The 12,845-nt window shown below is 56.0% G+C and carries 8 protein-coding genes; 2 read left to right on the forward strand and 6 right to left on the reverse strand.

What is annotated here, in order from left to right:
* The 6 genes from OHL22_RS12390 to OHL22_RS12415 all read right to left on the reverse strand — a co-directional run bounded on the left by OHL22_RS12390 (position 1) and on the right by OHL22_RS12415 (position 10,834).
* Positions 1–6,312: a HAMP domain-containing protein gene (locus OHL22_RS12390; RefSeq protein WP_263337590.1), complete on the reverse strand. Its 6,312-nt coding sequence runs from the start codon at positions 6,310–6,312 to the stop codon at positions 1–3.
* Between the two features lie 357 nt (positions 6,313–6,669).
* The gene (locus OHL22_RS12395) at positions 6,670–7,020 is read right to left on the reverse strand and encodes a DUF6596 domain-containing protein (protein WP_263337594.1); all 351 of its coding nucleotides are present in this window, start codon (positions 7,018–7,020) and stop codon (positions 6,670–6,672) included.
* Positions 7,021–7,117: 97 nt separating this feature from the next.
* Complete coding sequence (locus OHL22_RS12400; RefSeq protein WP_263337598.1) at positions 7,118–8,131, reverse strand: L-rhamnose/proton symporter RhaT; 1,014 nt, start codon at positions 8,129–8,131, stop codon at positions 7,118–7,120.
* A complete protein-coding gene (locus tag OHL22_RS12405; RefSeq protein ID WP_263337601.1) occupies positions 8,132–9,382 on the reverse strand; it encodes an enolase C-terminal domain-like protein in 1,251 nt (416 codons plus the stop codon). It lies immediately after the preceding gene.
* An 8-nt stretch (positions 9,383–9,390) separates the two neighbouring features.
* Positions 9,391–10,185, reverse strand: a complete 795-nt coding sequence (locus OHL22_RS12410; RefSeq protein WP_263337605.1) for an SDR family NAD(P)-dependent oxidoreductase — start codon at positions 10,183–10,185, stop codon at positions 9,391–9,393.
* Positions 10,148–10,834 carry a GntR family transcriptional regulator gene (locus OHL22_RS12415; protein WP_263337608.1) on the reverse strand — a complete coding sequence of 229 codons (687 nt, stop codon included), beginning with the start codon at positions 10,832–10,834 and terminating at the stop codon, positions 10,148–10,150. The genes OHL22_RS12410 and OHL22_RS12415 overlap by 38 nt, the downstream gene beginning before the upstream one ends.
* 162 nt (positions 10,835–10,996) lie before the next feature.
* Here OHL22_RS12415 and OHL22_RS12420 point away from each other — a divergent pair, with 162 nt between their 5' ends.
* Entirely contained in the window at positions 10,997–11,320 is a 324-nt protein-coding gene (locus tag OHL22_RS12420) for an L-rhamnose mutarotase (protein ID WP_263337611.1), read from the forward strand.
* 153 nt (positions 11,321–11,473) lie between these two features.
* The gene (locus OHL22_RS12425; RefSeq protein ID WP_263337613.1) at positions 11,474–12,820 is read left to right on the forward strand and encodes an alpha-L-fucosidase; all 1,347 of its coding nucleotides are present in this window, start codon (positions 11,474–11,476) and stop codon (positions 12,818–12,820) included.
* The last annotated feature ends 25 nt before the right edge of the window (positions 12,821–12,845 follow it).

A 12,845-nucleotide genomic window follows, 5' to 3' on the forward strand; every position in this document is an offset into this window, starting at 1 on the left:
TCAACGATGCAACCACGTCCGCAAAGCAGTAAGTAGTTGTTCTGTGTTGACTGGCTTGGCTAAATACTCGGATGCGCCAGCCTCCAGGCATCTTTCACGATCACCCTTCATCGCTTTTGCTGTGAGCGCGATGATTGGTAGTCGCCGCAACGTAGGATTTTGCCGGATAACCTGCATGGTTTCGTATCCATCCATTCCTGGCATCATGATATCCATGAGCACGATGGCCAAATCTGGGGTCGATTCGATCATTTCAATTGCCTCGCGGCCCGTTCCCGCCGATAGCACTTCCATGCCACGACGTTCCAGTACGCTACTCACAGCAAAAATATTGCGCACATCATCGTCGACGACGAGCACCTTGCGGCTAGAGAGCGCGTCATCCGACCTGTGCAAACGATCGAGCATATGTTGTTTTTCACGGGGAAGATCGGCGATCACTCGGTGCAGAAATAGCGCTGTTTCGTCTAGCAATCGTTCGGGCGACTCGACATCCTTGACAACCACGCTGCGGGCCAGCGTATGAAGTTGAGCGTCCTCTTCTGGAGTGAGCGCCCTTCCAGTGAAGACGACCACCGGTATGTCTTTGAGTCCCGGATCATCGCGAAGTTGAGCTAGTACGTCGAAACCACTCATATCGGGAAGACGGAGGTCGAGAACAACACAATCGTAGCTTCCTTTTGACAGAGAGTGAAGAGCGCTGCTTCCGGAAGAAGCGATATCAATTTCGATGTCTTCATACCCGAGCAATTCGTGAATGGCAAATTGTTCCGCTGGATTGTCTTCTACTACCAGAAGCCGTTTGCGGCGGCGCTGCGAATAGTCCCGGATACGAGCTAGAGCTGCATCAAGCTCTTCCGTTGTCGAAGGCTTCGTGACGTAGGCAAAAGCGCCACGCGACAACCCATGATGCCGATCCTCGTCCAACGTGAGCATTTGAACTGGGATATGTCGCGTTCCTGGATCCTGTTTGAAATGATTCAATACTGTCCAGCCGAGCATGTCTGGAAGAAACACATCCAGCGAGATCGCCGTCGGACTATGCTCGTGCGCCAACGACAACGCTTCGGCTCCGGTACTGGCAATCAAAGCTTTGAAACCGTTGTCTCGGGAAAGATCGCACAGCACGCGAGCATAGTGTGGATCATCTTCGACGATTAGCAACACACTATCACCAGGCTGCAAATTGTCGCGATCATCCTCAATTCGCACATCCTGCTCGACCACCGCAACAGTGGTCAAAAAGGCCGGTGTATTCGAAGGGGCGTTACTCTTTTCACTGTTCCGTTGCGCTACTGGCACTGCTGGACCGACATAGGTCTGCGGCAAATAAAGCGTGAACGTACTTCCTTGACCGGGTGAGCTCTTCAGCTGAATCTCGCCTCCGAGCAAGTTAGCCAACTCACGGCTGATAGCGAGCCCCAGGCCGGTTCCGCCAAATTTTCGGCTGGTGCCGGCATCTGCCTGCTGGAATGCTTCAAAGATGATGCGTTGTTTTTCAGGCGCAATGCCGATCCCGGTGTCGCTTACTTCGAACGCAATGACGGAGCCCGCGCCGTTCAGAATCGGATGATCCGTACTCCAGCCAGAGGTAGCCTTCGAGACCAAGAGTTTTACACTTCCATGGTCGGTGAACTTGAAGGCGTTCGAGAGCAGGTTTTTCAAGACTTGTTGCAGGCGCTTCGAATCTGTGACCAGACTGCGGCCCATTTTATGATCGGCTGCCACTTCAAAGGACAATTTGCGATTCTCGGCCTCATGCCGGAATGGGCGAGCAATTCCATCCAGCATCGCGCTGAAAAAGACCTCTTCAGCTTCGACAGAAACCGTTCCTGATTCGATCTTCGACAAATCCAAGATGTCGCTGATCAGATTGAGCAGGTCTGTTCCGGCGCCATGGATGGTGCGGGCGAATTCCACCTGCTTAGGCGAGAGACTGCCATCGGGATTCTCCGCCAGTTGCTGGCCCAGCACTAGGATGCTGTTCAGCGGAGTACGTAGCTCGTGGGACATGTTAGCCAGGAACTCGGACTTGTATTTCGACGTCAGGGCAAGTTCCCGTGCCTTTTCTTCGAGCGCGCGCCGGGCCTGTTCAATCTCCTGGTTCTTGCGCTCGACTTCATAGTTTTGTTCAGCAAGCTGCTGAGCCTTCTGAGCAAGCTGTTCGTTGGTCTGCTGCAGTTCCTTCTTTTGCGTCTGCAGTTCGGCTGCAAGCTGCTGCGACTGCTTCAGCAGACCCTCGGTCTGCATGGTCGCTTCAATCGAGTTGAGAACGATGCCGATGCTCGACGTGAGCTGCTCGAGAAACGCCAGGTGTGACGCAGTAAATATGCTCAGACTGGCAAGTTCTATTACTGCCTTGACGCGGTCCTCAAAGAGTACGGGTAGCACAATGACATTTTTCGGCGGTGTTTTGAACAGCCCGGAGCGAATGGGCGAGGTCTTCTTCGGCAGGTCGGTGATCAAAATCCTCCGCTTCTCTGATGCACACTGACCCACCAGACCTTCGCCAATTCTGATTTCCGAAATGTGGCCTTCAGGTGTGTCCGCATAAGTCGAGAGCAATACGAGCGCACCGGTCTCCGCCGAAGGTTCGCTGCCGCCCATTTGATAGATAATGCCCTGCTGCGCATTCACTAGAGGCGCCAACTCGGAAAGCAGCATGCGGCCCACAGTGCCAAGGTCGCGCTGTCCCTGCAACATGCCGGTGAACCGAGCAAGATTGGTTTTAAGCCAATCCTGCTCGGTGTTGCGGTCAGTGGTGAGCCGCAGGTTGTCAATCATCGTATTGATGTTGTCTTTGAGCTCGGCAACCTCGCCGCGGGCTTCGACCTGGATGGATCGGGTGAGATCGCCTTTCGTCACTGCGGTTGCAACTTCAGCGATTGCACGTACCTGGTTGGTGAGATTGTCGGCAAGGAGGTTCACGTTGCCGGTCAGATCCTTCCATGTTCCGGCAGCTCCAGGCACATTGGCCTGCCCGCCAAGACGTCCTTCCACGCCGACTTCACGTGCTACGGTCGTCACCTGGTCGGCAAATGTCGCCAGTGTGTCTGTCATGTTATTGATCGTTTCGGCGAGGGCCGCCACTTCTCCTTTGGCGTTCACGGTGAGTTTCTGCGTGAGGGCGCCATTGGCAACGGCTGTAACCACCTTGACGATGCCACGCACCTGCTCGGTGAGGTTGGCCGCCATTACGTTAACGTTATCGGTTAGATCTTTCCACGTCCCGGCAACGCCCGGTACCTGTGCCTGGCCGCCGAGTTTACCTTCGGTTCCCACTTCACGAGCGACTCGCGTGACCTCAGCTGCAAATGCGTTGAGCTGATCGACCATGGTATTGATAGTGTCTTTGAGCTCAAGAATCTCGCCTTTTACATCGACTGTGATTTTGCGTGACAAGTCGCCGCGTGCCACTGCCGTTGTCACCTGAGCGATGTTTCTCACCTGCGCAGTCAGGTTACCGGCCATCGCGTTCACGGAATCAGTCAGGTCCTTCCATGTCCCGGCGACACCGGGAACATTCGCCTGTCCGCCGAGCCGCCCCTCCGATCCAACTTCGCGAGCTACGCGCGTGACTTCGGCTGCAAACGAGCGAAGCTGCTCGACCATGGTGTTGAGCGTTTCTTTGAGCTGCAGAATTTCGCCGCGGACGTCAACAGTGATCTTGCGCGAGAGATCGCCGTTCGCAATGGCAGTCGCCACCTCTGCGATGTTGCGCACTTGTGCGGTAAGGTTACCGGCCATGAAGTTCACCGAGTCGGTGAGATCTTTCCATGTGCCGGCCACACCAGGCACCGCGGCTTGTCCGCCAAGCTTTCCATCGGTGCCTACTTCACGAGCCACGCGAGTCACTTCGCCGGCAAACGCATTGAGCTGGTCGACCATGGTGTTAATGGTGTTTTTCAGCTCGAGAATTTCTCCCTTTACGTCGACCGTGATCTTGCGCGAAAGGTCGCCGCGAGCTACGGCTGTCGTTACCTCTGCGATGTTTCTCACCTGCCCGGTAAGATTAGAGGCCATCGAGTTCACGGAGTCGGTAAGGTCTTTCCATGTTCCGGCTACGCCGGGAACGTTGGCTTGTCCGCCAAGACGTCCGTCCGTACCAACTTCGCGGGCCACGCGCGTTACCTCGCCCGCGAAGCGGTTCAGCTGATCCACCATCGTGTTGATGGTTTCTTTCAGCAGCAGAATCTCGCCGCTTACGTTCACGGTGATTTTCTTGGAGAGATCGCCGTTCGCGATTGCGGTGGCCACTTCGGCAATATTTCTTACCTGGCCTGTCAGGTTCGAGGCCATCGAGTTGACGTTGTCGGTGAGATCTTTCCATGTGCCGGCCACGCCCGATACTTTCGCCTGTCCGCCGAGCTTTCCTTCTGTACCTACTTCGCGAGCAACACGGGTTACTTCGCTGGCGAATGCATTGAGCTGATCGACCATGGTGTTGATCGTGTCTTTGAGCTCGAGAATCTCACCTTTCACGTCTACGGTGATCTTGCGCGAAAGATCGCCACGGGCCACGGCGGTGGCTACCTCAGCGATATTTCTCACCTGGCCTGTGAGGTTTGAAGCCATGAAATTCACGTTGTCGGTAAGGTCTTTCCAAGTGCCGGCAACGCCCGAAACCTGTGCCTGGCCGCCGAGCTTGCCGTCGGTGCCGACCTCGCGGGCGACGCGGGTTACCTCGCCAGCAAAGGCATTGAGCTGATCGACCATGGTGTTGATGGTGTTTTTGAGCTCGAGAATTTCGCCCTTCACATCCACAGTGATCTTGCGGGAAAGGTCGCCGCGAGCCACAGCTGTTGTAACCTCGGCAATGTTTCTCACCTGCGCAGTCAGATTGCCAGCCATCGAGTTGACCGAGTCCGTCAGATCCTTCCATGTTCCAGCCACGCCAGGCACATTTGCCTGTCCGCCAAGCCTGCCCTCGGTGCCTACTTCGCGGGCGACGCGTGTCACTTCGCCGGCGAACCGGTTGAGCTGGTCAACCATTGTATTCAAGGTTTCTTTGAGCTGCAGAATTTCTCCACGCACATCGACCGTGATCTTGCGCGAAAGGTCGCCGTTAGCGATGGCGGTTGCTACTTCTGCGATGTTTCTCACCTGACCGGTGAGGTTTCCGGCCATGAAGTTTACGTTGTCGGTGAGATCTTTCCACGTGCCGGCGACGCCAGGCACATTGGCCTGGCCTCCCAGCTTACCTTCTGTACCCACCTCACGAGCCACGCGCGTCACTTCTCCGGCGAAGGCATTAAGCTGATCGACCATCGTGTTGATGGTGTCTTTCAGCTCCAGAATTTCGCCCTTCACATCCACGGTGATCTTGCGCGAGAGATCGCCATAGGCCACGGCCGTCGTTACCTCAGCGATGTTTCTTACCTGCGCCGTCAGGTTCCCGGCCATCGCGTTGACTGAATCTGTCAGGTCCTTCCACGTGCCGGCCACGCCGGGCACAACCGCCTGGCCGCCAAGCTTGCCATCCGTACCCACTTCTCGGGCTACGCGTGTCACCTCCGAGGCAAAGGAGCGCAACTGGTCGACCATGGTGTTGATGGCCTCTTTCAGCTGCAGAATTTCTCCTCGCACATCGACGGTGATCTTGCGGGAAAGGTCACCGCTGGCCACAGCCGTGGCAACTTCGGCAATGTTTCTCACCTGGCCTGTTAGGTTCGAAGCCATCGAATTGACGGAATCCGTCAGATCTTTCCACGTGCCGGCAACCCCAGGCACCTTTGCCTGTCCGCCGAGTTTACCGTCCGTACCTACCTCGCGGGCCACACGCCCCACCTCTTCGGTAAACACGCCGAGCTGCTGAATCATGGTGTTGACGATGTTTGCCGAGCGCAGGAACTCGCCTTCGAGAGGGCGTCCATCCACGTCGAGCCGCACTGTGCGTGTGAGATTGCCTTGGGCTACCGCCGCGATGGCGTGTGTAACCTCGGTTGTCAGGCGTAGCAGGTCTTCTACCAGCGTGTTGACAGACACTTCCATGTCATCCCACGCACCCCGGCGTTGCTGTATACGAATCCGCTCCCGGGTCTTGCCCTCTTTCCCCACCGCCTGGCCGACTCGCTTTAACTCCATGGCCATTTGTTCGTTGGCCGCAACAATCTCGTTAAAGTTGTCGGCTATCTTGCCTGGCAATCCAATCCACGTACCAGGAAGGCGAACGCTGAAATCGCCATTCTTCATTGTTTGCAGACTTCCGAGAATCGCGGCGAGATATTCCTGGGATGTAGATTCTAAAGTCCCATCGTCGTTAGACGTGGGCCCTTGCTGGCCGCCAACGGAGTCCTCCACAGCTGTGCTCATATTTTTCTCTCCGGATTCAAAAGGAAGGGTAGGCAAGAATCTGCGATCGCTTAACTGAAAATAAGCTATACGAAGCCATTGATGGCTCTGATGCGAGCCGGTTTGGACGAGTTGTCTGGGCTCCAAAATCATCCAGGGGCACACACCCAGATTGCGTCGGTTGGATCGAATTTCTTTATCTATATCTAAATGTTGCGATTTCAGGATGAGTAAGGGCAGCCGAAATTTGAGTCAATCAACTTCCGGGGACTCGTACGGCGGTGGCATGGGCACATGAACCAGGCTTAAACGGAGACGTCTACTTCTCCAACCGCTTCAACCTGTTCGCCAGCAATTCCTGTTCCCGCAGGTTCTTTGTCATTGCAATGGCGCGTTGAATCTCTTCACGCCCCCCAGAGAACCTGCCCACAAGGAACGGTCCTGATCCGGCAGCAAGACCGCCTCACCATTGCTTCCCCGGCGGCCCGCGGTGCGCGACCCATTCAGTTCCATCAGAGCAAGAAGTGCGTGAACTTCCGATTCTTCCGGAGAAGTTGCACGAGCATGCGCGAGACGCGGCGCCTCCTCAGATAGAGGCTCCCGCATCCATTCATCGCCCGAGGCGATCTCCGTCGTGGTGAGTCCGCCGATCAGACGCAACGTGAGCGCGATGCGTCCTTCCTCGGGAAGCACCGGATGGCACGCAGTGAAGAAACGCGTAGAAAACACCCCTGCCGCGCTTTGGATCCCGATACTCCATACCATCCCATCGTTTTCCATCCGGACGTTCAGAAACGTGATAGAGCTGGGCGTCGCGAATCAGTGGCTAACGATTGCTCACGGCCAGCAACGTTGTGGCGCAGACGAGGCACAGCAGCCCCGGAGCCAGCAGCATCTTTGACTTGCCCGACGCCTTCGACCACTCTCCTGTAAGTACACCTGATAGCGTCGCCGTCAGGATCATAAAGATCTGGAACAATCCCCAGCCTACAGAGGTACCCAGCGTGCCGAGATAGGCCGCGCTCATGCCGTAGAGAGCAAAGGCCCCCATCCACAGGATGCCCATATAAGTCGGCAAAAACGCGTCTGTTGCTGTGCGTCCGAAGCCTTTCCAGCTTCGATTGCGTTGCAGCAAATAAAGGCTGTACAGAATATTTGGCAAAAAGCCGCCAAGCAGGCCGACAGGCCACACAGCATAAGCTGCACGCGGCGCGGAGTTACCAATGCTTACAGCCCGCTCCGCTATCTGTTGCCCAAAGGCAAATGAGAAGTTCAGCATCGGCGCCATCAATCCGCACACGATGGCCATCAACACCGCGCTGCCATATCGGTTTGCACTGCTGCTTTGCGAAGCAGCTTTATCATCCCGATCGCGAATCTGACCAGCCCACGAGGAGAGCGCGATGCCAACAATCATCGCAACCACGCCGGCAAATACCTCGATCAGTGCATGCGTGCTTACCTGCGATCCGTGCTGCACGAGCAGTGGAACCAGCGTCCCCAGCACCGTGCCCAGACCAACAATGATGGCATAGGCAAGCCCAAGCCCAAGCCTCCGCACCGAGATGCCGAATAAGATCTGCGCAATACCCCATCCAGCCCCAAAGAGAAACGGTACTGCAATATCAGCCAGCGAAAGCCCGCGATACACCACGAATAGCTGATCGACCAGCATAAGAGCCAACGCCCACGGAAGAATCAACAACGAGACAATGCTGAAGACAAGCCAGATGTGCTCCCATTGCCAGCTTCGGCTGAATTTCATCGGCAGCATGCAATTGCCCGACATCAATCCGGCAATCAACGTCAACACGATTCCCAGCGAAAGATGCGGCGCCACTCAGCGGCCCTCCGCCTTTGGCACGATCATGTCTGTCGACGCGCCGGGCTGCTGCGGAGTTCTGTAGACTCCACCTGCGACCTCTGCCGGATAAACAAAGTGCTCGCGCAGATGAGGAATGTGCTCCAAAAAAACAACTTCATGATCAAGCGCAATATGGTTGAACAGCACCAGATGCTGGTGAATCTGGCCCATGTCCCCAACATGCGGCACGACAGGCAATCCAAACTTTTTTGCCATCAGGCTGACAACCAGAAATTCGTTTACGCCTGCAAGACGCGTGCAGTCGGCCTGCACATAATGCACTGCCTTGTATTCCAGAAAATTCTTGAAGAGCACGCGATTGGAAACATGCTCGCCTAACGCGATATAAACCGGGGCAATCTCGCGTGCCAGAGCAGCATGCCCGGCAATGTCGTCAGGATGGGTCGGCTCTTCAATCCACAACGGACGAAATGCTGCGAGTTGGCGGCACATCACACGCGCCTTCGGCAGGTTCCACCGCTGGTTTGCGTCGAACATCACAATGCCGTCGTCACCTGCGATTTCACGCAGCATTGCAGCCCGGCGCAGATCACGCGCCTCGTCAGCAGAACCTACTTTGAGCTTGAATGCGCGAAAGCCCTTATCCATGGCTTGTTTGGTAAGCTCGCGCACCTTGGCATCGTCATACGCCATCCAGCCCACCGAGGTGTCGTACCCTGGATATCCGGAACGAAGAATCGGCTCACGTGTGCTACGGCTCGATCGATGCGCGCGCAACAGTTCAAGCACCTCAGTCTCACTCAGCACATCTTCCACATAGCTGAGATCGAGTGTTGCCAGTACCTCTTCCGGAGTAATATCCAACAGCAGCTTCCACAGCGGCACGCCGCGGCTCTTTGCCCAAAGATCGAAACAAGCATTGACGATGGACGCGAGGGCTAAATGTACAACACCCTTATGAGGCCCAAGCCAGCGCAATGATGGATCATCCGCAAGCTGCCGTGAAAACGCTCCAAACTGCGCCATCAGCTCATTGATCTCGCGGCCCACAAGCCGGCCGGCCAATCTGTCGATAGCATCACAAACAAGTCTGTTTCCTGCGCCAAGCGTCAGAGCGATGCCCGATCCGGAAATCGCTCCGTCAGTCTCCAGCCGCGTGATGGCCATGCCATATTCCGGATCGGTATGCACCGAATCCGATCCCGCTCCGGGAGGAAGAGTATAGCGGGCATCCACTGACCGCACACTTCGAATCACGCAACTCATCATTCCGCCTATCGCCTGTAGCCTAGTTCCGCGCCGCCACTCACCGGCAAGATACAGCCCGTAATAAAGCGCGCCTTGTTTGAAAGCAGAAACACTGCCGCATCAGCGATTACATCTCCGTGCGGGCAGGCGCCGAGCAGATGAATATCGTCCAGATATTTACGAATGCTGCCGGGATCTGGCTGCTCCTCGCACCACCGCTCAAGCATCGGTGTCCACACTCCTGCCGGACACACAGCATTCACGCGAATGCCGTGAACCGCATAATCCGCTGCCATTGCTTTCGTCAGCGAAATCATCGCGCCCTTGGTTGCCACATATGCCGCATGGTTCTGCTGCCCAATCAGCCCCACCATGCTCGCAGTGTTGAGAATGGCTCCCTTGCTCTCAGCAAGCGCCGCAAAGGCATAGCGAGTCGTCCAGTACACAGATTTGAGATTGATCCGCTGCAGATCGTCCCACTCCTGCTCACTCGTCTCGTGCAGCGGCTTCGACGGGCTCGCGATACCGGCATTGTTATGAACCGCATCAATGCGCCGATAATAGGCCAGCACCCTTTTTAGTGCGGTCTCGACTTCCGCGCCCTTCGATACATCGCAAACAAGTCCGATGCTTGCACCACCCGATTCCGCAGCCGTCGCCTCGGCCTTCGCTCCATCCACATCGAGCACCGCGACCGATGCGCCCTCTCGCGCATACGCGAGCGCACACTCGCGGCCGATGCCATCCGCCCCGCCCGTAACAACAATAATCTTCTTCTCAAGATCACGCTCCATCGATAGCTCGCTTTTCCCAGTTGGCATACGCTGTCTTCGCAAAGCGCTCCATCGCATGCTTCACATATTGCTCGGCAACTTCGCCTTCGCCTTCGCGCAGCAGATCGAGAATACGCTGATGCGCCTCGAGATCCCTGTCCCAAGGGCTGGTGCTCTGTCCGCTTGCCGCTACGCGCATGCGGACAAACGCGAAGAACGGCAGCAGAATCCTTCGCGCATGTTCGATGAGATATGGGTTTCCGGACAGCTCGCATAGCTCGCGATGAAAGAGCGCATCGCAATCCAGCAGCTCATCCGGCTTACTCGCTTTCGCCGCGCGCCGCATGCCATCCACAGACGCCTGCAGCACGCTGAAATCAGCCTCCCGGCTTGCAGACAACTTTGCCGCAAGACCTTCCAAAGCACCGCGCAACTCGTAAATCTGCACCACATCGCGCTCGGTCAAATGCATCACCCGCGCGCTGCGGCCAGCGGCCTTGGTCACAAACCCCTGCTGCGCCAGAATGTTGATCGCCTCACGAATCGACCCCTGCGCAACGCCAAACGTCGCCGCCCATTTGCCTTCCACAATGCGCGCGCCTGGCTTCAACGCTCCGCGCATAATTTCGCTGCGCAGCCGCTCTGCTAACGCATCTTTTACCAGACCTTCGGATTTAGTAACTGACGATTTCTGCATTTTAAGCACTCATTTTTAGAAGATTGATCCTAGATTGCTTAATTTGCGCTCGTCAAGTATAAATTTAAGCGCTTGCAAAACGATCTATTGAGACTGGGCCTATATCCTCAATGGCCCCCTATATAAAGCGCTGATTCGCACTTTCTACAGGAGTTCAGCACTATGAAACGCTTTGGAATGGTGATTCGACTGAAACCCGGCAGCGCTGAAGCATATCGGCAGTATCATGCGGCGGTCTGGCCAGAGGTGCTTGAGATGATCAAGGACTGCAAGATCAGCAATTACTCTATCTATTTCAAAGACGATCTGCTCTTTGGCTACTTCGAGTACCACGGAACAGATCTCGCCGGCGACTGGGCTCGCATGGCCGCGCATAAGAAGACCCAGGAATGGTGGGCTGTTATGGAGCCACTTCAGGATCCCCTGGAAACGCGAAAGCCCGGAGAATGGTGGGCTGAAATGGAAGAAGTCTTCCATCTGGATTAGGCTGGATCTTCAACAGATTACCAAATTTAAGCACTTAAATTTTTGGACCGACAAAGTTGAACAACTGTAGATCTCAAGAAATCGCTTATTTTTGGATTATCTTGACAACCTCATCACCGGAAGTCTAGCGTTCTCATCGATATGAGTGCTTATATGTCTACCCGCCGTCAATTTCTCGCGTCGGCTGCGGCTGCCTCTTGCCTGCCGTTCCTGCCGAGGCTTGGGTTCGGAGAAGAATCGGAAACCGAACGTACTGCCTGGTATCGCAAAGCTAAATTTGGCATGTTCATCCACTGGGGACCGTACTCACAGGCCAGCATAGAAGCTTCGTGGCCGATCATGCGGCCCAAAACCGGCGGCATAACCCAGGCGGAGTATGTCGCGCTATCCAAGACCTTTAACCCCGTCAACTTTGATCCAGAGGCCTTCGTCGATCTCGCACGCAGCGCTGGGCAGCAGTACATGGTCTTCACCACCAAGCACCATGACGGTTTCTGCATGTTCGATTCGGCCTACACCGACTACAAAATCACCAGGTCTCCCTACGGCAAAGACATCGTCGCCATGCTCGCAAAGGCCTGCGGTGCGGACGGCATGCCGCTCGGTTTCTATTACTCTCCGCCGGATATGCACCATCCCGACTTTCGCGACACCGGCAAACTGGCCGCCGACAACTGGAACGGCGAGCCTGACCGTCCGGAGTGGCCCATCTATCTGCAGTACATGCAGCTTCAACTTACCGAACTGCTCACTCGCTACGGACCTGCCGCACTCATCTGGTTCGACGGTCTCTATCACCAGGAAAAGTACGACGGTGCTCGCGTACTCGAAATGATCCACCACTTGCAGCCGGCAACGCTGGTCAATGATCGCATCGGCGTCGACGGCGACTACGAAACCCCCGAGCAGTTCATCCCCACTGCCATTCCAACCAAGGGCGTGCGACTCACCGGTATCGCCCCCAGCGTTTCAAGCAAGCTCAAGAACAGCGTGCCGCGCCCAGAAGACTTTCGCCTCTGGGAAACCTGCATGACCATTAACGACACCTGGGCCTACAACAAAAACGATCACAACTACAAATCGTCGCAAACACTCATTCGCGGACTAGTCGAGGTCGCCAGCCGCGGCGGCAACTTCCTGCTCAACGTTGGACCACAGCCCGACGGACGAATCCAGCCGGAATTTCAGGATCGCCTGCATGTCATCGGCAACTGGCTCACGCTCAATGGCGACTCCATTTACGACACCACGTACGGTCCGGTACAAGGCGTCACAGGACTGCGTACGACCGCCAGCGGCAAGTCACTCTACGTTCATCTCTTTGACTGGCCCTCTGGAAAGTGCGCCGTTCCCGGCCTCGATGCTCGCGTCCTTTCAGCACGGCTGCTTGCCAACGGCAGGCCGCTCACCTTCCGCCAGACCGACGGTAATCTCGAAATCGATCTGCCCACTGAGGCACCTGATCCCAACGTCTCAGTGATCGCACTCAAGACGTTCTGATCCCACACGTGGTCGTCAGTCTCGC

Origin of the sequence: Acidicapsa dinghuensis (genome assembly GCF_025685685.1) — a bacterium.
Taxonomy (GTDB): Bacteria; Acidobacteriota; Terriglobia; order Terriglobales; family Acidobacteriaceae; genus Acidicapsa; species Acidicapsa dinghuensis.